A 23,760-nucleotide genomic window follows, 5' to 3' on the forward strand; every position below is an offset into this window, starting at 1 on the left:
CTCGTAGTCTCGGCGGGTGGTCGTCGCGTGAGCGGGGTGCTGGAGGGCTTCCTCGTCATCGCCGTGATCGTCGCTGTCGGACTGCTCGTCGGACGGCTCGGACTGCTGCCGGACTCGGCCACCGAGACGCTCTCGCGCACGGCGTTCTTCGTCGCCACCCCGGCGCTGCTCTTCGTCACGCTGCTGCGCGCCGACGTGGCGCGCGTGCTCTCGACGGGGCTGGTGGTCACCGCACTCGCGGCGCTGACGGTGTGCGCGCTCTACGTGCCGGTCGGGATGCTGCGCCGCAGGCCGCGCGGCGAGACCGTGGTCGGGTCGATGGCCAGCGGCTACCTCAACGCCGGCAACCTCGGTCTCCCGATCGCGACCTACGCGCTGGGCAGCGCCGCCGAGATCGCGCCGTCGCTGATCTTCCAGCTCGCCGTGCTCACGCCGACGTACACGACGCTGCTCGACGTCGTCGCCACACATCGACGCGGCGAGCGGCCCGGGATCGCAGGGGCGCTGCTGGCCCCGCTGCGCAACCCGTTGCTGCTGGCCACGGCCGCCGGCCTCGGCGGCAACCTCGCCGGCCTCCGGCCGCCCGAAGGGCTGCTCGCGCCGATCGAGCTGCTGGCCGACCTCGCGGTGCCGGCGATGCTGCTGGCGTTCGGGCTCTCGCTGGCGCACGCCCAGCGGCCGGGCCGTGACGACGACGTCGTCTGTCTGTCCGCGGTGATCGTGCTCAAGAACCTCGTGCACCCGCTGCTGGCCTGGGCGATCGGGACGGCGTTCGGGCTGAGCGGGCCGGCGCTGCTCGCGGTCGTCGTCAGCGCCGCCCTCCCGACCGCGCAGAACGTCTTCGGCTACGCGGTGCGCTTCGACACCGGCGTGGCCCTGGCCCGCGACGCCGCACTGCTCACGACGTTCCTGAGCGTGCCGGTCCTGCTGGTCGCGGCGCTGTGACGGCCATGTGAGCACTTTCCGCCCCTATGAGGGCGGAAAGTGCTCACGTACGGGGTCAGGCGGCCGCGAGGGCGGGCTCGGGCTCGGCCACGGGGTCGCGGGACTCACGGCGGCGGCCGCGGACCTCGAGGCCGCCGGAGAGCCCGAGCACGGCGAGGCCGACGACGGCGAGAACCGCGCCGACGAGAGCGGGCGCGAGGTAGCCCAGGCCCGCGGCGATGACCATGCCGCCGAGCCACGCACCGAGGGAGTTCGCGACGTTCGACGCCGACTGGATCGCCGCCGAGGCCATGGTCGGCGCGTCGCCGACGAGGTCGAGGATGCGGGTCTGGATCGCCGGGCCCAGGGCCAGCGAGAACATGCCGGCGCCGAAGAGCGAGAGCACCGCGAGCACCGGGTGGTGCACGGTGACGACGAAGCTGACCAGCACCCCGGCCAGCGCGACCAGGCAGACGTAGAGGGTGGACATCGGGGCGCGATCGGCGGCGCGCCCGCCGAGCACCGACCCCGCGGTCATGCCGAGGCCGACCACCGCGAGCAGCAGGGTGACCGTGGTGGTGGAGAACCCGCCGACCTCGGTGAGCATCGGGGAGACGTAGCTGTAGCAGGCGAACATCGCGCCGAAGCCGAAGATCACCGCGGCGAGCGAGAGCACGACCTGGGGGTGGCGCAGCGTCCGCACCTCGCGGGTCAGGGCCCCGGGACCGGTGGCGGTCGGGTCGGCGCGGGGGACGAACGCCGCGACGGCCGCGACGGCGACCAGGCCGATGACGCCGACGACGGCGAAGGTCGCCCGCCAGCCGGCCTCCTGGCCGAGCAGCGTGCCCAGCGGGACACCGACGACGTTGGCGATCGTGAGCCCGAGGAACACCCGGGACACCGCGGTGGCGCGCCGGTCGCGGCCGACCATCGACGCGGCGGCCACCGAGGCGGCGCCGAAGAACGCGCCGTGCGGCAGACCGGTGAGGAAGCGGACGGCGAGCAGCGACGTCATGCCCGGCGCGAGCGCCGAGAGCAGGTTGCCGACGGCGAACACGCTCATGAGTCCGATGAGGACGGGGCGGCGGGGCAGCTTGACGGTCGCGGCGGCGAGCAGGGGCGCGCCGACGACGACGCCGGCGGCGTAGGCCGAGATCAGGTGGCCGGCGTCGTCGATCGGGACGCCGAGGTCGCCCGCGACCTGGGGCAGCAGGCCCATGATCACGAACTCGGTGGTGCCGATGCCGAAGGTGCCCAGGGCTAGGGCGAGCAGGGCGAGAGGCACGGGGAGCTCCTCGAGGGGACGTGCGGGGGTTTTCCGTTCGCCGTCCACGGTTCGTGCGCTCGCGTCATAAGTCGAAGAAGATGCACGCCAGGACGCATAAGCTGAGCTGATGCCGACGCTGCGCCAGCTCGAGTCCTTCGTCGCCGTCGTCGACGAGGGATCGTTCACGCGGGCCGCTGACCGGCTGTTCGTGACCCAGCCCGGCCTCTCGCAGCAGATCGCGGCGCTCGAGAAGGAGCTGGGTGGGTCACTCTTCAGCCGCCTGCCGCGTGCGGTGGCTCTCACCCCGACCGGGCGGGCGCTCCTCCCCCACGCCCGCACCGCGATCACCGCGGCCGAGCGCGGGAACGCCGCGGCGCGCCAGGTCACCGGCTCCGAGGGCGGCGAGCTGCGCATCGCGTGCGTCTACTCGGTGAGCCTGGGCCTGCTGCCCGGGGTCCTGCGGCGCTGGCGCGCCGAGAACCCGGACGTCACCGTGCGCCTGTTCGAGCACCGCCACGGCGATGCGCTCGCCACCGCCGTCCGGGAGGGGCAGGCCGACGTCGGCGTCGGTCCGGTGCCCGCCCAGTGGCGCGGGCGCCAGCGCAGCCTCGGCACCGAGGAGATGGTGGTGCTGCTGCCGCCGAACCTCGGGGCCGACGACGTCATGTCCCCCGCAGGCGGGGAGATCGCCCTGAGCCGCCTCGAGCACGTGCCGTGGGTGCAGTACGCGCCGGACCACGCGCTGGCCGACGTGCTGATCGACGCCTGCGAGCGCGCCGGCTACCGGCCCCGGGTCGCGGTGCGCACCGAGCAGACGGCGGTCGCGCCCCTGCTCACCTCGGCGGGGATCGGGCCCTGCCTGGTGCCCGCGGCGATCGTGCCGCCGGTGTTCGCGGGCACGATCGCGCGACCGGTGCCCAGCGCCGACCGCGAGCTCCTCGCCTATACCGGGGCCGAGCCCGACGCCCTGACCACGCGGTTCCTGGGCCTCGTGGCCCGGGCGGCGGTCCTGATGCCCGACCACGTGGCGGCGGCGCTGTCGCGCTCGTGAGTCCTCGTCCGTGCTATGACACGCAGGATCACTCACGAGACCGGAGGTCGACCACTGTGGATGCTCGCCCGACGACGGCCGTCATCGGCGGCGGGACGATGGGCGCCGGGATCGCCCACGTCCTGCTCGCCGCCGGATCCCCGGTGGTCCTGGTGGAGGCCGACACGGGCCGGGTGGACGCGGCGCGGCAGGCGGTGGAGGCGAGCGTCGACGGCGCGGAGAAGCGCGGCAAGCTCCCCGAGGGCACCTCGCGCGACGACCTGCTCGCCCACCTGACGCTGCGCACGTCCGTCGACGAGCTCCCCGACGACACTGCGCTGGTGATCGAGGCCGTGCCCGAGCGCGTCGACCTCAAGCAGACCGTCCTCGGCGGCGCCGCCCGCGCCTGCCCGGCCGCGGTGCTGGCGTCCAACACCTCGTCGCTGTCGATCGGCGCGATCGCGGCCGACCTTCCCGGCGACCGCGTCATCGGCATGCACTTCTTCAACCCGGTACCGGCCCAGAAGCTCGTCGAGCTGGTGGTGCACCCCGGGACGTCGGAGGAGACGACCGCGGAGACCCGGGGCTGGGTCGAGGCGCTGGGCAAGACCGCGATCGTCGTCAACGACGCCCCCGGCTTCGCCACCTCGCGCCTCGGCCTGACCGTGGGGCTCGAGGCCATCCGCATGGTCGAGGAGGGCGTCGCGAGCCCGGAGGACATCGACACCGGGATGCAGCTCGGCTACCGCTGGCCGATGGGCCCGCTGCGGCTCACCGACGTCGTCGGGCTGGACGTGCGCCTCGCCATCGCCGAGCACCTCACCGGCGAGCTCGGCCCGCGCTTCACCCCGCCGCAGCTGCTGCGCGACAAGGTCGAGCGCGGCGAGCTCGGGCAGAAAGCCGGGCGCGGCTTCTACGACTGGAGCTGACGCGATGGATCTCGGACTCGCCGGCCGCGTCGCGATCGTCACCGGCGGCTCGCGCGGCATCGGCCTGGCCTGCGCCCGGCAGCTGGCCACCGAGGGCGCCCACGTGGTGCTCGTGGCCCGCGGCGCCGAGGCGCTCGAGCACGCCGCCGGGCGGGTGCGCGCCGCCGGGCCCGCGACGACGGTGCTGCCGATCGCCGCCGACACCACCGACGACGCGTCGGTCCGGGCGATGGTCGATCGGGCGGTGAGCGAGCTCGGCGGGGTCGACGTGCTGGTCAACGCCGCCGCCCCGCCCGCCGGCGGGGGTCCGGTACCGCCGTTGGCCGAGCTCACCGACGAGGCCGTGCTCGACGCCGTCGACACCAAGGTCGTCGGCTACCTGCGCACCGCGCGCGCGGTCGCCCCGCACATGACCGCCCAGGGCTGGGGGCGGATCGTCAACGTCTCGGGGCTCAACGCGCGGCGCACCGGCTCGATCGCGGGGACGGTGCGCAACGTGGGCGTCGCGGCGCTGACGGCCAACCTCGCCGACGAGCTCGGGCCCCGCGGGGTCGGCGTCGTGGTGGTCCACCCGGGCTACACGGAGACCGAGAGAACGGCCGGCATGGTGGCCGACCGGATGGCCGCCACGGGCCGCTCCGAGGACGAGGTCCGGGCCGAGCTCGCCGCCGGGACCAGCCTGCGCCGGATCATCACCGCCGACGAGGTGGCCGACGTCGTCGTCTTCCTGGCCTCGCCCCGCGCGATCGCGGTGACGGGCGACGCGATCGCCGCGGGCGGCGGCGAGCGGGGCGTCGTGCACTACTGAGACCTCGGCCCGGACCGACCCCACACGTACGAACCGGCGCCCCCCTCGAGGGGGGACGCCGGCTCGTATCTGGGAGGAAGTGTCAGCTCGGGACCCGCACGGTCCCGGTCGTCCCACCGTCCGCTTGTCTCGCCCAGCGGCGTGGAGTCTGGTGTGGATCAGCTCCCGTGCGCGGTACGGCGCCGGGTCGACCGGGTCCTCGTGATGCGGTGCGGGGTAGTCCCTGCGTCCAATCCATCACCTCTTCCCGGTCATCCAACTGGGTCATGTGCGCGGTGCGCTCATCCCTCAGCTCGTGTGATCAGCACCACAGCGACACCTCTGAACATACTCGCGCGCGGGGTGCGGTCAAGGGGTCCCACGCTCCATCGCGAGGAGCAAACGCTTGCGTTCGACCCCGGGTCCCCCACCGGAAGGAACCCCCGCCGCGGTCAGGACGCGATGGCACGGGACGAGCAGGCTGACCGGGTTCCGGGCGTTCGCGGTGCCCACCGCCTGGGCCGCGCGCGGGCTCCCGATCGCCGCCGCGAGGGCCCCGTACGTGGTCGTCGCGCCGTAGGGCACCTCGCGCAGTGCGTCCCAGACGGCCCGCGAGAACGGGGTGCCGGGCGGGTCGGCGGGGAGCGTGAACGTGCGCCGCTCGCCGGCGAAGTACTCGTCGAGCTCGCCGGCGAGATCGTCCAGGGCGCCGCACGCGCCGTCGTCGGGCTCGCCGAAGGACGGGTCGGGGTCGCTGCCGGGTCGGAGGTGGCTCCGCTGGTCGTGGACGTGCAGGCCGCGCACGGCGCCGAGCTCGTCGTCCCAGGTCAGGGTCAGCGGCCCGAGGGGGCTCTCGATCACGCGGAAGCGTCGCGAGGGTGCCGTCACGCGTCCTGGTCTACCCACCCGGGTAGGCACTCATCGTGCGTGCCATCGGAGTGAACTCCTACGGAGGCCCCGACGCCCTCGAGGTCGTCGAGCTGCCCGAGCCCCACGCCGGCCCCGGGGAGGTCCGGCTCCGCGTGCGGGCGGCGGCGGTGAACCCGACCGACACCCTCGCGCGCGACGGGACGCGGGCCGAGCGTCAGCGGAAGGACCCGCCGCCGTACGTGCCCGGCATGGACGCGGCCGGCGAGGTCGACGAGATCGGCGAGGGCACCGACACCGAGCTCCACGTCGGCGACGCCGCGATGGCGGTCGTCGTCCCCGACGGGAGCCACGGGGCCTACGCCGAGTACGTCGTGGTGCCGGCCGCGTCGGCCGTGCGGGCGCCGTCGGGGACGTCGGCCGCCGAGGCCGCGACGCTGCCGATGAACGCGATGACCGCGCGCCTGGCGCTCGACACGCTCGCGCTGGCGCCCGGGCGGACGCTCGCCGTGACCGGTGCGGCGGGCGCGCTCGGGGGCTATATCGTGCAGCTCGCGAAGGCCGACCGGCTCACCGTCGTCGCCGACGCCTCCGAGGCCGACGAGCCGCTGGTGCGCGCGCTCGGCGCCGACGTCGTCGTCCGGCGCGGCGACGACGTGGCCGCGCGTATCCGCGAGAGCCAGCCGGGCGGGGTGGACGCGCTGGTCGACGGGTCGCTGCAGGGCGACGCGCTGCTCGACGCCGTCCGCGACGGCGGGAAGATCGCGACGGTGCGCGGTCATCGCGGCGCCGACGAGCGCGGCATCACCTGGCACCCGGTGCTCGTGCGCGACGTCGCCACCGACCACGCCGCCCTGGACGTCCTGCGCCGCCAGGCCGAGGAGGGCGTGCTGACCCCGCGCGTCGCCGCCGCGATGCCGGCCGAGCAGGCACCCGAGGCCCACCGACGCCTCGAGGCCGGCGGCGTCCGGGGTCGCCTCGTCCTGATGTTCTGACCCCTCGTGCGCGATCTTCGGTGCTATAGCCCCGAAGATCGCGCACGAGGGGTCAGCCGAACGTGTCCACCAGCTCCGAGACGCAGAGGACGAGGAAGAGCACCGCGGCGCCGGACAGCAACGACGTCGAGAGCCAGCCGTTGCGCCATTCGCGCGGCGCCCGTTTGCTGCCGAGCAGCCACAGCAGCGTGATCGCCAGGAACGGCATGAAGAACGCGCCGAGCGCGCCGTAGGCGACGATCAGGGCGAACGGACGGCCGAGGAACAGCAGGATCATCGGCGGGAACGTCAGCCACAGCAGGTAGGCCCGGTACGGAACGCTGCGGGTCGCGTCCTCGCTGAGCTGACCGGCCGCGGCGAGCTCCTCGGGCGTGCGGGCAACGGCCTCGCGCCGGGTGCGGACGAAATCGGTGACCATCAGGCTCACGCCCTGCCACACCCCGAGCAGGGACGAGAACGAGGTCGCGAAGAAACCGACGAGGAACAGGGTCGCGATCACCGGGCCGAAGCGCTGCTGGAGGATCTCGTCGAGGTCGAGCAGGCCGCGGTCGCTCTCGACCAGCGCGATGTTCGCGGTGTACAGCAGCTCGGCGCCGACCACGAGCATCGCCGCCACGAAGATCCCCGTGGTGATGTAGGCGACGCGGTTGTCGAGGCGCATCACGCGCATCCACGAGCTGTCGCGCCAGCCCTTGGCGTTGATCCAGTAGCCGTAGGCCGCCATCGTCACGGTGCCGCCGACGCCGCCGACGAGGCCGAGGGTGTAGACGGCCGAGCCCGAGGGCAGCACGGGGAGCAGGCCCGCGAGCATTGCCGGGACGTCCGGGAGCACGATGACGGCCAGGCCGACCACGACGACGAACATGACGCCGACCAGCGCCGTCATGATCTTCTCGAAGATCGCGTACGACCCGAACCACACGAGCGCGAGCCCGAGCAGCCCGCACGGGATGCCCCAGGCCGGGATCGAGCCGCCGAACATCGCCGCGAGCGGCAGCGCCGACGACGTCATCGCCGTCGCGCCGTAGACGAAGCCCCAGATGACGACATAGACGACGAAGTACACGGTCGTCCAGGGCCCCAGCGACCGCCAGCCCGCGAAGATCGTCGAGCCCGTCGCGAGGTGCCAGCGCCCCGTCGCCTCCGCCAGCGAGATCTTCACGACGACCCCGAGGATCACGGCCCACAGCAGCGTGTAGCCGAACTCCGACCCGGCGACGAGCGTCGCGGCGAGGTCGCCGGCCCCGACGCCGGTCGCGGCCACGACGATGCCCGGGCCGACGATGCTCCAGCGGCGGGCCGGCTGCGTCGCGGTGGTGGTGTCGGTGTCGTCCGTCCCCCGATCGGTCATACGGGGCAGTTCATCACGTCCCTCCCGCGTCACGGGAGTGTGCGATCGCCACGGCCTGCTCGGGCGTCCCGCGCCAGGCGGGCCCGTGCCCGGGCAGGAGCACACCGGCGTCGAGCGGCGCCAACGCGTCGAGGGCGACGGCGGCCCGGGCCGGGTCGTGGTCGAAGAACGCGGCCAGGCGCTGCGGTCCGGTCCGGGCGGTCGTCGGGTGGCCGGTGACCAGGGCGTCGCCGCTGACCAGCGCTCCCGCGTCCGGGAGCAGGTAGGCGGTGTGGCCGCTGGTGTGCCCCGGGGTCGGCACGGGCACCGGGCGCCCCGGCAGGTCGAGGGGCTCGTCGAGGGCGGTCGCGCTCGGGACGGCGACGCTGCGCAGCGCGCCGAGCCGGACGGCGTGGACCGCCCACGCGAGCACCCGCGGCCGACAGGCGTGGCGGGCGACGTCGGCGGGACCCGCCTGCTCGACGACCTCGCGCCGCGCGTGGCGGACCTCGGCCGGCCCGGTGAGCACCGGGAACCCGACACGCGCGGCCAGCGGGGCGAGCCCGCCGACGTGGTCGACGTGGGCGTGGGTGACGAGCGCGGCGACGACGTCGCCCGGCTCGCGGCCCACGGCGGTGAGGGACGCCTCCAGCGCTCCGGCGTCGCCCGGATAGCCCCCGTCGATCACCGTCACGGCCTGGCCGTCGACGACGAGCACCCAGTTCACCGCGGACCCGCGCACGAGGTGCACGCCCGCGGCGACCGTCTCGACCGTCACGGGGTGCGGACGCCGACGTGCTCGGCGAGGAAGGCGGCGACGGCGGGCCGGGTGGCCTGGGCGCCCGGGCTGCCGAAGGGGTAGTCGAAGACGTGGTCGGCGTGCGGCACCTCGACGAGACGGCCGGGGACGCCGGCGTCGCGCAGGGCGCGGTCGTAGGCCAGCACGCGGCCGGGGAACACGAAGTGGTCCGCCGAGCCCAGGACCACGAGGGTCGGCGGGAGACCGGGGCGGACGAGGTCGACGGGTGAGGAGGCGCGGGTCTCCTCCGGGTGCCGGTCCGCCCGGCCGCCGAGCACGGCGTCCTGCAGGGACCGGTCGACCAGGCGCAGGTCGGTGGCCGGGTAGAAGGCGACGACGGCACGGGGCGTCGGCGCCCCCGGGAGGTCGCCGTCGAGGATCCCGGCGGTCGTGCTGATCGCGAGCGTCGCCCCGGCGGACTGGCCGGCGAGGACGATCCGGCCCGGGTCGAGGTCCTCCTCGTCGGCGTGCGCGACGGCCCAGGCCGCGGCGGCCGCGACGTCGCGCCGCTGCCCCTCGCCGACGGGCGACGGGGGCGGAAGGCGGTACTCGACGCTGACGACGGCGTGGCCCCGGTCGGCGAGCCAGCGGTTGAGCGCGGTGCGGTCGTCGCGCTCGCCGCGCACCCAGCTGCCGCCGTGCACCCAGACGACGACCGGGTGGGGCCCGGGGCCGGCAGGGCGGTAGAGGTCGAGGCGCAGCGGCCGGCCGAGCTCGTCGACCCCGTACTGCTCGGTGCGGTCCGGGCGCCCGTCGGGCTGGCCGGTGACGGTGAGCGCGGCCCACCAGTCGACGTCGGCCCCCTCGGCGCGGGCGGCCCGGGTCTGGTCGACGAGGACGGCACCGAGGCCGATCGTCGCGACGAGGGCGAGCGCGCCGACGACGATCCCGGTCCGCGGTGACCCCAGCGCCCAGGCCAGCCCACCGAGCCCGACGCCGGCGAGCGCCGCCAGCGCGGCGTGCAGGGGGTACTGGCCGGTGACGAACGACCCGAGGAACCCGATCACCGGCAGCCGCGGCACGTAGGTGCCGAGAGCCACGAGCAGCACCGTGGCGAGCCAGACCACACCGACCACGCGCACCAGCCACACCAGCACCCGGTGCCCTCCTCGCCCGCGCCCGACCTCGATCACCTCAGCACCCGCGCCGTCCCGTGTCGCAGCGAACGTCCTGCTGCGTCTACGCGCGCGAGGTCCTGAGGTGATCGGTCGGCGGGCTGAGGTCTCGATCACGGCCCGAGGCGCTCATGATCGAGGGGGATTCACTGACGTTGAATGCCAGCGTGGCCCCCACGCTGGCACACCCCGTGGGCCGTCCGGCGGAAGGGACTCAGCCGGGCTCAGCCGAAGGCGGCCGGGACGCGGCGGCCGGGCGGGGCCGTGAGGATCCGGCGGGCCAGGACGGCGACGACGGCCACCAGTGCCACGAGGGCCGCCACCACGACGGCCAGCGGCGGGCCCATGACCACGATCGCTCCGAGCGCCCAGACCACCGAGACCGCGTAGGGCAGCGCGCCGGCGCCCCGGGCCACGACGGCCGCGGCGATCGCGCCGGTGACCAGCAGGACCAGCGCCCCGAGGACGGTCGCGACGCCGCCGGCGCCCGGTGCGCCGAGGAAGGTGCCGGTGGTGGCCGCGCCGACAACGGTCGCGACGCTCACCCAGCCCGCGTAGAGGCCCACGGGGCCGTGGAGCGTCAGCCGGTCGGCGGCGTCGGCCGCGGGGTGCGCGGTGAGGCGGGCCATGGCGACGGCGAGCACCACGAGCAGCGCGACGATGACCACCTGGGCCAGCACGACCGCCTGCGCGGAGAAGACGAGGATCCAGCCGGCGTTGAGGACGCCCGAGGCCACGAGCCACCAGCCCGTCGCCCGGTGCACCGGCCGCGCCGGCTGGCCGGGCAACACCTGGCGCACGGCGAGCAGCAGGAAGCCCGCGTAGATCACACCCCAGATCGAGAAGGCCGCGGGCGCCGGCATGACGACGGTGGTGTTCTCCCGGGCGACGACGCCGACCGACAGGCCGAACGCCCCCGACCCGCCGAGCCCGCCCGCCACGATCTGCAGCAGCGCGACCAGCAGCAGGGCGCCGGCCCGCACACGATCACCCACGGTGGCCCTCGTCGTCGGGTCGGCCACGGTCGCGGTCATGAGCTATCCCTTCATCGTCGAACCTCTCGATGATGGAGATTACCTGGATTCCCGCTAGCATGCACGGTGTGACGGAGGCCGGTCGGCGCGAGCTGGTGGAGCTCCTGCAGGACTACGCCGACGAGGCCGGGCGCCTCGGCCACGCGTTCGCCTCCGGCCAGGGGCTGCACCGCACCGACGCCCAGGCCCTGCTCGCCGTCCTGCGGGCGGAGCGGGCGGGGGCCGCGCTGACCCCGGGGCGCCTCGGCGAGGAGGTCGGGCTCTCCTCGGGGGCGACGACGGCCGCGGTCGACCGCCTCGAGCGCCTCGGCCACCTGCACCGCGTGCGCGACGACGTCGACCGCCGCCGGGTGACGCTCCACCACGACGCGGCCGGCGCCGACGTCGGGCGCGCCTTCTTCGGTCCGCTCGCGTCGCGGCTCGACGGCGTCCTCGCCGGCTACACGCCCGACGAACTGGCCGTGATCCATCGTTTCCTCGGAGAGGTCGTGGCCGCGGTCGCCGAGCACCGCGCCGACATGTCCGAGGGAGGACCGTCCTGAGCTCGCCGCTGGCCGCGCGCGCCCGTCTCGGAGTGGTGGCGGTCGTCGTCCTGGCCGTGCTCGCGCTCGTCGTCACCCTCGTCGTCGTGCTGTCGAACAGCGAGATCACCGCGAACCCGCGCTGCACGATCACCGCCCCGCCCGACTCCCCCGGCCTGCCCACCACCTGGACGCTCACCCCGGAGCAGGCCGACAGCGCGGCGACGATCGTCGGCGTCGGCCGTCGCCTCGGGGTCCCCGACCGCGCGGTGACCGTGGCGCTCGCGACGGCGATCCAGGAGTCGGGGCTCGCGAACCTGCGCGGCGGCGACCGCGACTCCCTCGGCCTGTTCCAGCAGCGCCCGAGCCAGGGCTGGGGGTCCGAGGACGAGATCCTCGATCCCGTCTACAGCGCCACGGCGTTCTACACCGCGCTCGTGGCCGTCCCCGGCTGGACGACCATGGACGTCACCGTCGCCGCGCAGACCGTCCAGCGCAGCGGCTTCCCCGAGGCCTACGCCGACCACGAGCCCGAGGCGCGTCTCATGGCCGTCGCCCTGCTCGGGCAGGCGCCGGGCGCGTGGACGTGTGTCGACCTGCCGGCCGCGCCGCCCGCCGACCCGGGGACCGGCGCGGTCGCGGAGCTGGCCGCCCGCGAGCTCGGGACCTCGCGGCTCTCCGGCACGCAGCCCGCGGAGAACGGGTGGGCGCTGGCCACCTGGCTGGTCGCGCACGGCGAGCGGCTCGCGCTCGAGAGCGTCACCTACGACGGGCGGACGTGGACGGTCGCCTCGGGGGCGTGGGAGACGTCGGGACCCGCCGACGGCCGGCTGTCGCTGCGCCGGATCGGGCAGCCGGCCTGAGCCGGCTCACCGCGCGAGCAGCAGGAACCCCGCGCCGACGAGGACCAGCACCGCGAGCACGACGAGGGTGATCCCGATCCGCCGCACGGCCGACCACGGCTCGTGCTCGCCCGGGCTCGGACCCTCGTCGGGGACGTCCTGCGGCCGCGTCGCCGGCAGGCCACCACGACCGCCCGCCCCGGGCGATCCCCGGCCCCGGTCCCTCGTCGTGATCACGTCGGTGCGCACGGTGGGGTCGGGGGCGGCGAAGCGGCGCAGGTCGTCGGCGAGCTCGCGGGCGTCGTGGTGGCGCATCGCCGGCTCGAGGGCCATGGCGCGCAGCACGAGGGCGTCGAGGTCGGGCGAGATGTCGCGCACGTACTGCCGGGGCGGGACGGGCGATTCGCGCAGCCGCTGGGACGCGACCTCCACCGAGCTCGGCCCCTGGAACGGGGTCCGGCCGGTGAGCAGCTCGTAGAGGGTGCAGCCGACGGCGTAGACGTCCGAGCGTCCGTCGAGCGCCTCGCAGCGGACCTGCTCGGGCGAGAGGTAGGCCGCGGTGCCCATGACGACGCCGGTGCCGGTGAAGCCCTCGACGTCGGCGACGCGTGCGATGCCGAAGTCCATGAGCTTCACCGTGCCGTCGTTGCAGCGCATGACGTTGCCCGGGTTGACGTCCCGGTGGACGATCCCGCGCTCGTGGGCGGCGGCGAGCGCCTCGCACACCGGCACCAGCACCGCGGCGGCCTGGTCCGGCTCGAAGCGGCCACGGTCACGGAGCTCGTCGCGCAGCGTGCGCCCGTCGACGCACTCCATCACGACGAACACCTCGGACCCGCCCGAGAACCCGACGTCGTGGACGGCGACGACGTGCGGGTGGTCGATCACGGCGGCCGCGCGGGCCTCGTCCCGGAGTCGGCCGCCGTACTCGGCGTCGCCGCGGAGCTCGGCCGGCAGCAGCTTCACCGCGACGGTGCGCCCGAGCTCACGGTCGACCGCGCGGTGGACCTCCGCCATCCCGCCGCGCCCGATCAGACCCTGCAGCTCGTAGCGGTCGGCGAGCACCCGCGCGGTGCCCGCGTCCTCCCTTGCGCTCACCTGCTCACATCCGCCGCGTCCGAGCCGCGTCGCCGCCCCCGAGCAGGGCGTCGAACAGGTAGCGGTTGTCGACCATCGCCTGGCGCATGTCCTCGGTGTCCGCGCGCCCCTCCTCGACCTCGGTCGAGGTGCGGTGGGCGGCGCGGTAGCGCTCGACGAGGTCGGGATGGTCCACCGAGATCATCTTGGCGCGCTCCTCGAAGCGCTCGACGGGATAGCCGCGCTCGCGCATCACCTGCTGGACGAGCAGGTCGGCGTCGCGCAGGCCCGTCGACGGATGCTCGACGAACGTCGACTGCGCCGCCTCCCACGCCTGGCCGAAGCGCTCCCGTTCGTCGCCGCCGAGCTCGCGAACCTCGATCTCGCGGCGCCGCTTGAGCCGCGCCCGCAGTTCGCGCTCGCCGTCTCTCGTCCCGTACTCGTCCACCACACGGTCGTACTCGTCGCCGAACTGGCTGCGCAGCGCCGCGCGACGCGACCGCGAGCGGCTGCGCGAGACGACGACGAGCACGATCCCGAGGATCAGCACCAGTACAGCGACCCCGACGATGATCAGGACCGGATCCATGCCACCCCTCCGTGCGCCAGCTCGGTATCGCTGACGATCAAACCATCGGGTGCCCAGCAGACCCCGGCGAGGAGCCCCGTTCGGGTGACGAGTCGCCGAGCGGTTCCCCCTCGTTACTCCGTGCGATCAGCCGCTCACGACCATCCAGCCCAGTACCGGGGTCGACTGGAGGTACACGAGCACGCACATGCCGGCGAGGAACACGAGGCTCCACAGCAGCACCTTGCGGAGGATCTCCCCCTCGCGGCCGGCCATGGCCACCGCCGACGCCGCGATCGCCAGGTTCTGCGGGGAGATCATCTTGCCGAGCACGCCGCCGGAGCTGTTGGCCGCGGCCAGCAGGATCGGATCGAGGCCTGCGCCCTCGGCGGCGGTGACCTGGAGCGCGCCGAACAGCGAGTTCGCCGACGTGTCCGAACCCGTGACCGCGACGCCGAGCCAGCCCAGCACCGGCGAGAGCACCGCGAAGAAGCCGCCGGTGCCCGCGAGCAGGCCGCCGAGCGTCAGCGTCTGCCCCGACGTGTTCATGACGTAGGCCAGCGCGAGCACCGCCATCACGGTGACGATCGCCGTCCGCAGCTGCACCAGCGTGCGCCCGTAGGCCGCGACGGCCGCCGCCGGACGTACGCGCAGGACCAGCGCGGTGAGGATCCCCGCGATGAGCAGGATCGTGCCCGCGGACTCCAGCCAGTTCAGCGTGAACGCCTGGGTGGACACCGGCTTCCCGGCCTCGGTGACGACGTTCAGTCCCGGCCAGTTGAACTTCGTCGTCGTCGCGCTCAGCGCGTCGTCGACCACCGGGATCTGCTGGATGGAGAACAGCAGGATGATGATCAAGTATGGCGCGTACGCGAGGACGACGTCGCGACGGGTGTCCCGGCTGTGGTCGTCGTGGTCGGAGCCCTCCGGGCTTCCGGGACCGGCCCCGGCCCCGCCGCCGTCCCCGCCCGGGGACACGCTCACCGTCTCCCGGGTGTCCTGCGGCGCGTCCGCCGGAACCTCCGCACGTCGCGGCGGCCGGACGCGCACGAGCAGCACCACCGCGCCCGCCGCGAGCAGCGCCGCGACGATGTCGGTGAGCGCGAGCGAGATGAAGTTGGAGGTGACGTACTGCGCGACGCCGAAGACCAGCCCGGCGACGAGCGCCACCGGCCAGGTCTCCCGCAGGCCCCGGGCCCCGTCGACCAGCGCGACGAGGACGAAGGGCACGAACACCGCGAGGATCGGGGTCTGGCGTCCGACCATCGCCCCGAGGGCCTCCTCGGGCAGGCCGGTCACCGACGCCAGCGTGGTGATCGGGACCGCGATCGCCCCGAAGGCGACGGGCGCGGTGTTGGCGACGAGCGCGACCACCGCGGCCTTGAGCGGGCTGAAGCGCAGGGCGATGAGCATGACCGTGCAGATCGCCACCGGGGTCCCGAAGCCCGCGAGCGCCTCAAGCAGCGCGCCGAAGCAGAAGGCGATGATCACGGCCTGGACCCGCTGGTCGTCCGAGACCGACCCGAACGACCGTCGGAGCACGTCGAAGTGCCCCGACACGACGGTCATCTGGTAGATCCAGAGCGCGTTGATCACGATCCAGAGGATCGGGAAGAAACCGAAGACCGCGCCCTCGGTGCCGGCGAGCAGCGCCTGCCCGACGGGCATGCCGTAGGCGATGATCGCGACCAGCAGCGCGACCGCGAGCCCGATCAGCGAGGCGAGCCAGGCGCGCACCCGCAGGCCGCCCAGCAGCACGAACAGGGTCAGCAGCGGGAGCACCGCCACCAGCGAGCTCCAGACCAGCGAGCCGCCCAACGGGGTGTCGTTCTGGATGTACACGAGCCCACCTCCCGCCCGCGCGACCACCGTGCCGCGCGTGGTGGCGCAGAGTGCCCGCTTCGTGGCGCGGTGTCGACCCGAAACGGTGAATCGTGTGAACGGAGAGTGTGTCGCGGTGCGGTGAGCCGTCTGGCGATCGCGCTCCGTTCGGAGAACCGTGCTCTCCGTGACCGCGAACTCAGCGACAGGGACGTCCGCCGCCGACTCCGGGCCCTCCACCGACCGGCGCTTCTTCGGACACCCGCTCGCGCTGGGCAGCCTGTTCTCGGTCGAGCTGTGGGAACGCTTCTCGTTCTACGGGATGCAGACCGTCATGGCGTACTACCTGTACTACGCCGTGACCGAAGGCGGGCTCGGTTTCCCCGAGGCCTCGGCGACGAGCATCATCGGCGCCTACGGCGGGCTGGTGTACCTCGCGGCCGTGGTCGGGGCGTGGGTCGCCGACCGGCTGCTCGGCGCCGAGCGCACCCTGTTCGTCTCGGCGATCACGGTCATGGTCGGGCACGTCGCGCTCGCGGTCCTGCCCGGCGTCGCCGGGGTCGTGGCCGGGCTGGTGCTGGTGGCGCTCGGCAGCGGCGGGGTGAAGACGTCGGCGACCACCGTCGTCGGCTCGCTCTACGCCCGCGACGACCCGCGCGCCGACGCCGGGTTCTCGATCTTCTACATGGGCATCAACATCGGCGCCCTCGTCGGCCCGCTGCTCACGGGGCTCACCCAGCAGCTCGCCGGCTTCCACTGGGCGTTCGGCCTCGCGGCCATCGGCATGGCCGTCGGCCTCACGATCTACGCCCTCGGCCGACGCGGCCTGCCCTCGAGCGCCGCCGCCGTCCCCGACCCGCTGCCCTCCGGTGCCTGGGTGCGGCCGGCCCTGGGCGTGGTGGTGGTCGTCGTGCTCGTCGTCGTCGGGTTCGCGACGGGCGTCCTGTCCGCGGCGAACCTCTCGACGGCCGTCGCGATCGTCGTCGTGCTGATCTCGATCGGCATCTTCGCGATCATGCTGACCAGCCCGAAGGTGGACGGCGACGAGCGCAGCCGCGTGCGGGCGTTCATCCCGATGTGGCTGGGCAGCGTCGTGTTCTGGTCGCTGTTCCAGCAGCAGTTCACCGTGGTCACGCTCTATTCCGACACACGCCTGGACCGGAACCTGTTCGGCTGGGAGTTCCCGGTCAACTGGCCGAACTCGATCCAGCCCTTCTGGGTCATCGTGCTCGCCCCGTTGTTCGCGCTGATGTGGACGAAGCTCGGCGACCGCGCGCCGTCGACGCCGGTGAAGTTCGCCCTCGGCGCCACCGGCATGGGGATCGCGTTCCTGCTCTTCCTGCCCTGGGCCGGCGGCACGGGCAACACGACACCGGTGCTCGCCCTCGTGCTGATCCTCATGGTCTTCTCGCTCGCCGAGCTCAACCTCTCGCCGGTCGGGCTCTCGCTCTCGACCCGCGTCGGGCCCGCGGCGTTCCGCAACCTCACCGTGGCGCTCTTCTACCTGTCGATCTCGCTGGGCTCCGCGCTCTCCGGCACGCTCGCGGGCTACTACTCCCCCGAGACCGAGGGCGCCTACTTCGGCATCACCGGCGCCGCGGCCATCGTCCTCGGGCTCGTCCTGTTCACCCTGTCGCCGTGGATCCGGCGGGCGATGCGGGGCGTGCGGTAGTCCTGCAGACGTCAGCGGCGTGGCGCCGCGACGTTGAGTGTCCGTAGCGCCACGCACTCGCTCGCGACCCCCGCGCGCCCCGCCCCACACCGCCGGCGGGGAGGGGCGTTCGAGGACCACTCCGCAGTCGTCCGCGCGATGCTCGGCCGAGCGCGACACCGGCATTATCGTCGGGCGGCGACCCGGAGAGGGAGCTCGACGAGGGGGACGGCGATGAGCGACGACGACAGCACGACGCCCCGTCGGCGCCTGCACCTGCCGATCGACGACCGCATCCCGCCCGAGCAGTGGACCACCGAGGAGCCCTGGGGCCCGAGCGCGACGCAGGGCAACGAGGCGATGGCCGAGGAGCAGCGCCGTCGCCGGGTGATCGAGTACGGGGCGGGCGGCGGGGTGTGACCGCGGAGCCGCTCGCCGTCGAGGAGCACCGCGCCCACCTGCTCGCGATCGGCTACCGGCTCACCGGCTCGCGCGCCGACGCCGAGGACGCCGTACAGGACGCCTGGCTGCGTTGGGACCGGCTCGGTCGCGACGGCCGCGCGCAGGTCCGCGACACCCGGGCCTGGCTGGCGACGACCGTCGGGCGGCTCTGCCTGGACCGGGTGCGCTCGGCGCCGGCGCGCCGCGAGCGCTACGTCGGGCCGTGGCTCCCCGAGCCGCTGGTGACGACAGGTCGCGACGACGTGCTCGACGCCGTCGTCACCCGCGAGGACGTGCGGATCGCGGCGCTGCTCGTCCTCGAGCGCCTCTCCCCCGACCAGCGCGTCGCCTTCGTCCTGCACGACACCGCCGGCGTGGGATTCGACGACGTCGCCGACGTGCTCGGCTGTACGACGCCGACCGCCCGCCAGCTCGCCTCCGGGCCCGGAAGGCTGTCGGGGCCGCGGCCGACGCCGGCGACCTGCCCGACGCCGTCCCGGAGCCCGAGCAGCGCCGCGTGCTCGACGCCCTGGTCGCCGCCCTGGCCGCGGGCGACGTGCCGGCGCTGGTCGCGGTGCTCCACCCGGACGCCGCGCTGCGCACCGACGGCGGCGGGATCGTCAAGGCCGCCCGGCGGGTCGTCGTGGGCGCGGACAAGATCGCCCGGCTCCTCGTCGCCCTCGTCCAGGAGGCGGGTCCGGAGATGCTGGCCGGGGCCCGGCCGGTCCTCGTCAACGGCGAGGCGGGCCTGCTCGTGCCCACGGATCCGACAGGCCCGGCCCCGATCGTCCTCGCCCTGACCGTCGACGGGGGCCGGGCGCGGGCGGTGCACGCCGTGATGACCCCGGAGAAGCTCGGTCCCGGCCCACTCACCCCGGGGATGCCACCGACCTGACGCCCGGCACCTCGCACGACGCCGCAAAACCCTGCGCGCGCACGCCGAGGGCGGCGTTGGTGCGGGCGCGCTGGTTCTCGACGCCGATGAGGTGGGTCAGCTCCACGAGCCCGGCGTGCCCGAGGCGGGCGTCCAGGTCGGCCACCTGCGCGTCGGTGACGGCGATCGGCGAGCCGCTCATGGCGTCGGCGTAGGCGAGGACGGCGCGCTCGTCGTCGTCGAACCCGCGGTCGTCGGGCGCCCCGTCCGCGGCCGCACGCCGCAGGTGGTCGGCGTCGAGACCCGCCCGGATCCAGAGCATCTCGCCGAAGTCGACGCACCACGAGCAGCCGACCCGCGTCGCGGTCCGGTAGACGGCGAGGTCGCGCAGCCGGGCCGGCAGCGTCGTCGCGGCCTTCTCGGTGAGCGACTCGGCGACCGCGGACGACCAGAACAGCCCGGGGTGGTGACGCAGGACCGCGAACGGCTCGGGCACCTCGCCGAAGCGGCGGCGGGCGTAGGCGTACGCGAGGCGACCGAGCACGCCGGCGTCGCGGTCGGGGACGAGCGGGATGCGGGACATCGGGACCTCCGAGGGGTGACGGGGCGCTGTCGGAGGAGGGACGGCGCGGCCGCCCCGAACGTGACACCGTGAGCGCCATGGAGGCCGATGACTTCGCCGACGTCCTGTCCTCGGTGCGCGAGTTCGTGCGCGAGGAGGTGGTGCCGCGCGAGGACGAGATCGAGGCCGCCGACGAGGTGCCGGCCAAGCTGCGCGAGCAGTGCAAGGCGATGGGGCTCTACGGCTTCGCGATCCCCGAGGAGTTCGGGGGCATCGGGCTCTCGATGCGCGAGGAGGTCGAGCTCGCGATGGAGCTCGGCTGGACGACGCCCTCGCTGCGCTCGCTGTTCGGCACCAACAACGGCATCGCCGGACAGGTGCTGCTCACCGGCGGCAGGGCCGAGCAGCAGCAGGAGTGGCTGCCGCGCCTGGCCTCCGGCGAGGTCGTCGCGTCCTTCGCCCTCACCGAGCCCGACGCCGGGTCCGATCCGAGCTCCCTGACCACGAAGGCCGTGCGCGACGGGGACGGGTGGGTGATCACCGGCCAGAAGCGCTGGATCACCAACGCGCCGCTGGCCGACGTGCTCATGGTCTTCGCGCGCACCGATCCGGACGCCTCCCCGGCCAAGGGCATCTCGACCTTCCTCGTGCCCACCGACGCCGCGGGCGTCTCGTTCTCCGAGCACGACGCGAAGATGGGCCAGCGGGGCTCGTGGACGTGCGAGGTCTACCTCGACGACGTCCGGGTGCCACAGGCGTTCCTGGTCGGCGGAGACCAGGGCCTGCACCGCGGCTTCGTCACCGCCATGCGCTGCCTGGCGCACGGGCGGCTGCACATCGCGGCGCTGTGCATGGGCATGGCCGCGCGCCTGGTGCACGAGATGACGGAGTTCGCGACGGTGCGCGAGCAGGGCGGGCACGCGATCGCGACCTACCAGCTCGTGCAGGGCCTCGTGGCCGACTCGGTGACCGACTGGCACGCCGGCCGGGCGCTCGTCCGCGAGGCCGCCCGGGCCTACGACGACGGCTCGGACACCACCCTCGGGCCGTCGACCGCGAAGTACTTCTGCTCCGAGGCCGTCGGGCGCATCGCCGACCGGGCGGTGCAGGTCCACGGCGGCTCGGGCTACATGCGGGGCGTGCCCGTCGAGCGGATGTACCGCGACGTGCGCCTGTTCCGCATCTACGAGGGCACGAGCCAGATCCAGCAGGTCATCATCGCCCGCGGGGTGCTGGGAGGCGCTGCGCGCACGTGAGTGAGGTGGGTCGTCCTGACGACCCACCTCCCGCACGTGCGAAGCTTCGATCATGGCGCTCGACGGCGGCATCCTCGCCGGCCTGGTCCGCCCCGGCGCACGCATCGCGCTCGCGGACGGCTGCGGCAGCCCGCGCGCGGCCTACCCGCTGCTCTCGGCCCTGGCGCGCGAGCGCGGGGACCTGCGGCTCGTCACCGGCTGGCTGCCCGGCCCCGCCGACGGCCTCGAGCTCGACGCCTTCGCCGACGCGCGCACCGTGATGCCGGGCTGGGGCCTGCGGTCCGCCGCCGAGGCGGGCCACATCCACGCCGTGCCCGCCCGGCTCGCGGCCATGCCCGCGCTGCTGGCGGGCCCGCTGCGCCCCGACGTGCTCCTGGTCGCCGCGACACCGGGTCCGGTCGGGCCGGTGCTGGGCGCCGAGGTGTCCTGGGTGCGCGCCGCGATCGACCTCGGCATCCCGATCGCCGTCGTCCTCGACCCGGATCTCCCCCGCGCCGCCGCCGGGCCGCCGCTGCCCGACGAGCAGGTCTTCGTGCTCGGCGAGGCGGCCGGCGGTCCGCACGCCCCGCCCCCGGCGGCCACCCCGAGCGCCGAGCACGAGGCCATCGGCCGCCACGTCGCCGGCCTGCTCACCGACGGGGTGCGCCTGCAGTGGGCGCCCGGGACGCTCGGCGCCGCGGTGGTCGACGGCGTGCGCGCGGCCGGGGTCCGCGTGCACGCCGACTCCGGCCTGCTCGGCGACGGGGTGGTCACCCTCGACGAGGCGGGGCTGCTGCTCTCCGACCCCGTCGCCACCTACCTCGTCGGCACCCCCGCGCTCTACGCCTGGGCGGACGCCCGCGGGCGGGCCGGGCGCCCGGTGGTGCACCGGATCGAGTACACCCACGAGCCCGCCCGGCTCGCCGCCGAGCCGCCGCTGATCGCGGTGAACACGGCGGTGGAGGTCGACCTCGACGGTCAGGTGAACGTCGAGGGCACCCGGAACGCCCTGGTGGGGGGCATCGGCGGGCACCCCGACTATGCGGCGGCGGCCACCCGCTCGACACGCGGGCTCTCGGTGATCGCGGTCGCGTCGCAGCACCGGGGACGGTCGACCCGCGTCGAGCACCTGTCCCGCCCCGTGACGACCGCCGCGCACGACGTCGACGTCGTCGTCACCGAGCACGGGCCCGCCGACCTCCGCGGCCTGGACCGCGCAGAGCGTCGCCGGGCCCTGGACGTGGTCTTCCCGGGCTGAGCCCCCCCGGGTTCCCCGGGACCGGCGCCGAGATCCACTCACGGCGGGACGACTCCGCCGCCCTAGGGTGGGTAGCCGGACGACGTCCGTTCACCTCGCCGACCTCCAGAGGACACCCCATGGCCGACGGCACGACCGCCCCCCGCCCGCACCTCGCCGCCGTGCCGGCCGAGGCCGCCACGCGCACGCCGGCCCTGCCGGCCGAGGAGGCGCAGCAGCCGTACGACGCCCCCGACCTGCTGGCCGCCCTCGACGCCGGGGACGAGGAGGCCGTCCGGGCCTGGTTCCGCGCGCACAGCCCGGACCCGGCGAGCCTGCTCATCTACGGCCTCTACCTCGGCGCGGGACTCGTCGGGCTCATGGAGTGGCCCGCCGTCCTGCTGGGCGTGGCCGGCCAGGTCGTCGTCGACCGGCGCTTCGGCGGCGTCGAGGCCCTCGCGGCCGAGATGCGCGCGAAGCTCGACGGCGCGCTGCCCGCCCGGAGCTGAGCCCGGCGCCGGGTCAGGACCGGACGAGACGGGCGATCGCCGCGGAGGCCTCCTGGACCTTCTCGGCGGCCTCGTCGTCGCCCGCCTTCGCGGCGTCGACGACGCAGCTGCCCATGTGCTCCTCGAGCAGCCCGAGCGCGACGTTCTGGAGGGCGTGGGTCGCCGCGGAGACCTGGGTGAGGACGTCGATGCAGTACTTCTCGTCCTCGATCATCTTGGCGATGCCGCGGACCTGACCCTCGATCCGGCGCAGCCGCCGCAGGTGGTCGTCCTTGTGGCTCGCATAGCCGTTCATGACCCTCCTGGGCGCCGTGGTGCAGCGCCCAGATTACCTGGCGTCGACGGTCGGCCCGAGGGCCTGACGCACGGCGCCGGCCGCCGCGTTGACCGACTCGCGCGCCGCGTCGTAGCCCCGGGGCGACTCGACCATCGGCTCGTTGGTCATCACCGCGACCACGAAGCGCCCGTCGACGACGGCCACGGAGTGCATGTCGCCCCGCGAGCCCAAGCAGCACAGCCAGCCCTGCTTGACCGGCGAGCGTCCGTCGAGGAAGCCGTAGCCCTGGTCGAACCCGTCACCCGCGATGCGGGGCGCGTCGGACAGGGAGCGCAGGAGGAGGTCGCGGTCGGGCGCCGGGAGATCGACCTGCACGTGACGCAGGAGCTTCACCATGTCGCGCGCCGAGGTCTGGACCTCGCCCCACTGGGACGGGTCCTCCGGGCTGGTCGTGTCCTCGAGGCCGACCGACCGCGCGACGCGGGTGATCGCCGCGGGCCCGTCGTACTCGGTCCACAGGGCGTTCATCGCGGGGTCGCTGCTGGAGCTCAGCGCGGCGTGCACGAGACGCAGGTCGCGGGCGCCGAGCTGGATCTCGCCGGCGCGCTGACGCTCGAGCATGTCGACGACGAGGAAGAGCTTCGCCAGCGAGGCGGTGTTGAACGTGTCCTCGCCGTTCGACCCGGGCGCGAGCTCGCCGGTGGCCGTGTCGGCGACCGAGACCGCGACGCGGAAGTCGTCCCGGGCGGCCGCCTCCTCGCCGGCGGTCGCGGCCCCGGCCAGGTCGACCTCGGGCGCGTCCGGGGCGGTGGGCGGCGCGACCGTCTCGGTGGTGTCGTCCGGCGGCAGCGCCAGCGCGGCGAGCGTGCTCGACCCCCCGTTGAGGCTGTCGACGGTGACCAGCGTGCCGGCCACCACCGCTCCGACCACCGCGGCGCCCAGGCCCAGCGGCAGGCCCCCGGTCCGGCGGGCCCGGGGCGCGCTCCTCGCCCGTCGGGGCGCTGCGGGCGTTGACCGGCGCGGGGCCTCCTCGCTGCGGACCGAGGAGCTCCGGCGGGTGGGAGCTCC

General features: G+C 74.6%; 25 protein-coding genes and 1 pseudogene. 14 read left to right on the forward strand and 12 right to left on the reverse strand.

All coding sequences use genetic code 11. The annotated features are described in order from the left end of the window. The first annotated feature begins 27 nt into the window (after positions 1-27). Positions 28-945, forward strand: coding sequence for an AEC family transporter (locus tag PH189_RS28200; protein WP_274192185.1), 918 nt, complete (start codon positions 28-30; stop codon positions 943-945). A 55-nt stretch (positions 946-1,000) separates the two neighbouring features. Here PH189_RS28200 and PH189_RS28205 read toward each other — a convergent pair whose 3' ends face one another. Beyond that, positions 1,001-2,209, reverse strand: coding sequence for an MFS transporter (locus PH189_RS28205; RefSeq protein ID WP_274192186.1), 1,209 nt, complete (start codon positions 2,207-2,209; stop codon positions 1,001-1,003). Positions 2,210-2,318: 109 nt separating this feature from the next. Here PH189_RS28205 and PH189_RS28210 point away from each other — a divergent pair, with 109 nt between their 5' ends. The 3 genes from PH189_RS28210 to PH189_RS28220 are packed head-to-tail and all read left to right on the forward strand — an operon-like array spanning position 2,319 to position 4,958. Then, the gene (locus PH189_RS28210; RefSeq protein WP_274192187.1) at positions 2,319-3,242 is read left to right on the forward strand and encodes a LysR family transcriptional regulator; all 924 of its coding nucleotides are present in this window, start codon (positions 2,319-2,321) and stop codon (positions 3,240-3,242) included. 56 nt (positions 3,243-3,298) lie between these two features. After that, a complete protein-coding gene (locus tag PH189_RS28215; RefSeq protein ID WP_274192188.1) occupies positions 3,299-4,150 on the forward strand; it encodes a 3-hydroxyacyl-CoA dehydrogenase family protein in 852 nt (283 codons plus the stop codon). A gap of 4 nt (positions 4,151-4,154) precedes the next feature. Beyond that, positions 4,155-4,958: an SDR family NAD(P)-dependent oxidoreductase gene (locus PH189_RS28220; RefSeq protein WP_274192189.1), complete on the forward strand. Its 804-nt coding sequence runs from the start codon at positions 4,155-4,157 to the stop codon at positions 4,956-4,958. 348 nt (positions 4,959-5,306) lie between these two features. On the opposite strand, the gene PH189_RS28225 is transcribed toward PH189_RS28220, so the two are convergent. After that, the gene (locus tag PH189_RS28225) at positions 5,307-5,825 is read right to left on the reverse strand and encodes a methylated-DNA--[protein]-cysteine S-methyltransferase (protein WP_274192190.1); all 519 of its coding nucleotides are present in this window, start codon (positions 5,823-5,825) and stop codon (positions 5,307-5,309) included. A gap of 35 nt (positions 5,826-5,860) precedes the next feature. Here PH189_RS28225 and PH189_RS28230 point away from each other — a divergent pair, with 35 nt between their 5' ends. Continuing rightward, positions 5,861-6,799 carry an NADP-dependent oxidoreductase gene (locus PH189_RS28230; protein ID WP_274192191.1) on the forward strand — a complete coding sequence of 313 codons (939 nt, stop codon included), beginning with the start codon at positions 5,861-5,863 and terminating at the stop codon, positions 6,797-6,799. Positions 6,800-6,851: 52 nt separating this feature from the next. On the opposite strand, the gene PH189_RS28235 is transcribed toward PH189_RS28230, so the two are convergent. From PH189_RS28235 to PH189_RS28250, 4 genes are all read right to left on the reverse strand, one after another. Next, positions 6,852-8,150, reverse strand: a complete 1,299-nt coding sequence (locus PH189_RS28235; protein ID WP_274192192.1) for an Nramp family divalent metal transporter — start codon at positions 8,148-8,150, stop codon at positions 6,852-6,854. 13 nt (positions 8,151-8,163) lie between these two features. Then, the gene (locus tag PH189_RS28240) at positions 8,164-8,907 is read right to left on the reverse strand and encodes an MBL fold metallo-hydrolase (RefSeq protein ID WP_274192193.1); all 744 of its coding nucleotides are present in this window, start codon (positions 8,905-8,907) and stop codon (positions 8,164-8,166) included. Continuing rightward, on the reverse strand, positions 8,904-10,025 hold the full coding sequence (locus PH189_RS28245) for an alpha/beta hydrolase (protein WP_274192194.1): 1,122 nt from the start codon (positions 10,023-10,025) through the stop codon (positions 8,904-8,906). The genes PH189_RS28240 and PH189_RS28245 overlap by 4 nt, the downstream gene beginning before the upstream one ends. Before the next feature lie 242 nt (positions 10,026-10,267). Continuing rightward, positions 10,268-11,077 carry a tryptophan-rich sensory protein gene (locus PH189_RS28250; protein WP_274192195.1) on the reverse strand — a complete coding sequence of 270 codons (810 nt, stop codon included), beginning with the start codon at positions 11,075-11,077 and terminating at the stop codon, positions 10,268-10,270. A 68-nt stretch (positions 11,078-11,145) separates the two neighbouring features. Here PH189_RS28250 and PH189_RS28255 point away from each other — a divergent pair, with 68 nt between their 5' ends. Further along, the gene (locus tag PH189_RS28255; RefSeq protein WP_378015057.1) at positions 11,146-11,619 is read left to right on the forward strand and encodes a MarR family transcriptional regulator; all 474 of its coding nucleotides are present in this window, start codon (positions 11,146-11,148) and stop codon (positions 11,617-11,619) included. A 35-nt stretch (positions 11,620-11,654) separates the two neighbouring features. After that, positions 11,655-12,461 carry a hypothetical protein gene (locus PH189_RS28260; RefSeq protein WP_274192197.1) on the forward strand — a complete coding sequence of 269 codons (807 nt, stop codon included), beginning with the start codon at positions 11,655-11,657 and terminating at the stop codon, positions 12,459-12,461. Positions 12,462-12,467: 6 nt separating this feature from the next. Here the strand turns inward: PH189_RS28260 and PH189_RS28265 are convergent, their stop codons facing one another. The 3 genes from PH189_RS28265 to PH189_RS28275 all read right to left on the reverse strand — a co-directional run bounded on the left by PH189_RS28265 (position 12,468) and on the right by PH189_RS28275 (position 15,927). Then, on the reverse strand, positions 12,468-13,538 hold the full coding sequence (locus tag PH189_RS28265) for a protein kinase domain-containing protein (protein ID WP_274192198.1): 1,071 nt from the start codon (positions 13,536-13,538) through the stop codon (positions 12,468-12,470). 4 nt (positions 13,539-13,542) lie between these two features. Next, complete coding sequence (locus PH189_RS28270) at positions 13,543-14,106, reverse strand: hypothetical protein (protein ID WP_274192199.1); 564 nt, start codon at positions 14,104-14,106, stop codon at positions 13,543-13,545. Between the two features lie 126 nt (positions 14,107-14,232). Next, positions 14,233-15,927 (reverse strand): L-lactate permease, encoded by a 1,695-nt coding sequence (locus PH189_RS28275; RefSeq protein WP_274192200.1) that lies wholly within the window; start codon positions 15,925-15,927, stop codon positions 14,233-14,235. Between the two features lie 166 nt (positions 15,928-16,093). Between PH189_RS28275 and PH189_RS28280 the strand changes: the two genes are divergently transcribed. The 4 genes and pseudogenes from PH189_RS28280 (at position 16,094) to PH189_RS30385 (ending at position 18,893) form a co-directional block, all read left to right on the forward strand. Then, positions 16,094-17,578, forward strand: a complete 1,485-nt coding sequence (locus PH189_RS28280) for a peptide MFS transporter (protein WP_274192201.1) — start codon at positions 16,094-16,096, stop codon at positions 17,576-17,578. A gap of 213 nt (positions 17,579-17,791) precedes the next feature. Next, positions 17,792-17,977 carry a hypothetical protein gene (locus PH189_RS28285; protein WP_274192202.1) on the forward strand — a complete coding sequence of 62 codons (186 nt, stop codon included), beginning with the start codon at positions 17,792-17,794 and terminating at the stop codon, positions 17,975-17,977. Next, positions 17,974-18,372, forward strand: a pseudogene (locus tag PH189_RS30380) (sigma factor); the annotation flags it as partial. The gene PH189_RS28285 and the pseudogene PH189_RS30380, both read left to right, overlap by 4 nt. A gap of 143 nt (positions 18,373-18,515) precedes the next feature. Then, entirely contained in the window at positions 18,516-18,893 is a 378-nt protein-coding gene (locus PH189_RS30385; protein ID WP_337994201.1) for a sigma-70 family RNA polymerase sigma factor family protein, read from the forward strand. On the opposite strand, the gene PH189_RS28295 is transcribed toward PH189_RS30385, so the two are convergent. After that, entirely contained in the window at positions 18,868-19,455 is a 588-nt protein-coding gene (locus PH189_RS28295) for a carboxymuconolactone decarboxylase family protein (RefSeq protein WP_274192203.1), read from the reverse strand. The two genes, PH189_RS30385 and PH189_RS28295, sit on opposite strands and share 26 nt — an antisense overlap. A gap of 77 nt (positions 19,456-19,532) precedes the next feature. Here PH189_RS28295 and PH189_RS28300 point away from each other — a divergent pair, with 77 nt between their 5' ends. The 3 genes from PH189_RS28300 (at position 19,533) to PH189_RS28310 (ending at position 22,415) form a co-directional block, all read left to right on the forward strand. Next, complete coding sequence (locus PH189_RS28300) at positions 19,533-20,690, forward strand: acyl-CoA dehydrogenase family protein (protein ID WP_274192204.1); 1,158 nt, start codon at positions 19,533-19,535, stop codon at positions 20,688-20,690. A gap of 52 nt (positions 20,691-20,742) precedes the next feature. Then, the gene (locus tag PH189_RS28305) at positions 20,743-21,927 is read left to right on the forward strand and encodes an acetyl-CoA hydrolase/transferase C-terminal domain-containing protein (protein WP_274192205.1); all 1,185 of its coding nucleotides are present in this window, start codon (positions 20,743-20,745) and stop codon (positions 21,925-21,927) included. A gap of 119 nt (positions 21,928-22,046) precedes the next feature. After that, on the forward strand, positions 22,047-22,415 hold the full coding sequence (locus tag PH189_RS28310) for a hypothetical protein (RefSeq protein WP_274192206.1): 369 nt from the start codon (positions 22,047-22,049) through the stop codon (positions 22,413-22,415). A 13-nt stretch (positions 22,416-22,428) separates the two neighbouring features. Here PH189_RS28310 and PH189_RS28315 read toward each other — a convergent pair whose 3' ends face one another. Continuing rightward, complete coding sequence (locus PH189_RS28315) at positions 22,429-22,710, reverse strand: metal-sensitive transcriptional regulator (RefSeq protein WP_274192207.1); 282 nt, start codon at positions 22,708-22,710, stop codon at positions 22,429-22,431. A 33-nt stretch (positions 22,711-22,743) separates the two neighbouring features. Then, complete coding sequence (locus PH189_RS28320) at positions 22,744-23,607, reverse strand: serine hydrolase (RefSeq protein WP_274192208.1); 864 nt, start codon at positions 23,605-23,607, stop codon at positions 22,744-22,746. Between the last annotated feature and the right edge of the window lie 153 nt (positions 23,608-23,760).

This window comes from Actinomycetospora chibensis, assembly GCF_028737215.1.
GTDB lineage: Bacteria > Actinomycetota > Actinomycetes > Mycobacteriales > Pseudonocardiaceae > Actinomycetospora > Actinomycetospora chibensis.

Bases quoted from the DNA above. Each gene is read 5' to 3' on its own strand.
- PH189_RS28285 (WP_274192202.1), top strand. From the start codon at position 17,792: ATGAGCGACGACGACAGCACGACGCCCCGTCGGCGCCTGCACCTGCCG.
- PH189_RS28315 (WP_274192207.1), bottom strand. From the start codon at position 22,710: ATGAACGGCTATGCGAGCCACAAGGACGACCACCTGCGGCGGCTGCGC.
- PH189_RS28220 (WP_274192189.1), top strand. From the start codon at position 4,155: ATGGATCTCGGACTCGCCGGCCGCGTCGCGATCGTCACCGGCGGCTCG.
- PH189_RS28235 (WP_274192192.1), bottom strand. From the start codon at position 8,150: ATGACCGATCGGGGGACGGACGACACCGACACCACCACCGCGACGCAG.
- PH189_RS28250 (WP_274192195.1), bottom strand. From the start codon at position 11,077: ATGACCGCGACCGTGGCCGACCCGACGACGAGGGCCACCGTGGGTGAT.
- PH189_RS28300 (WP_274192204.1), top strand. From the start codon at position 19,533: ATGGAGGCCGATGACTTCGCCGACGTCCTGTCCTCGGTGCGCGAGTTC.
- PH189_RS28310 (WP_274192206.1), top strand. From the start codon at position 22,047: ATGGCCGACGGCACGACCGCCCCCCGCCCGCACCTCGCCGCCGTGCCG.
- PH189_RS28210 (WP_274192187.1), top strand. From the start codon at position 2,319: ATGCCGACGCTGCGCCAGCTCGAGTCCTTCGTCGCCGTCGTCGACGAG.
- PH189_RS28270 (WP_274192199.1), bottom strand. From the start codon at position 14,106: ATGGATCCGGTCCTGATCATCGTCGGGGTCGCTGTACTGGTGCTGATC.
- PH189_RS28295 (WP_274192203.1), bottom strand. From the start codon at position 19,455: ATGTCCCGCATCCCGCTCGTCCCCGACCGCGACGCCGGCGTGCTCGGT.
- PH189_RS28305 (WP_274192205.1), top strand. From the start codon at position 20,743: ATGGCGCTCGACGGCGGCATCCTCGCCGGCCTGGTCCGCCCCGGCGCA.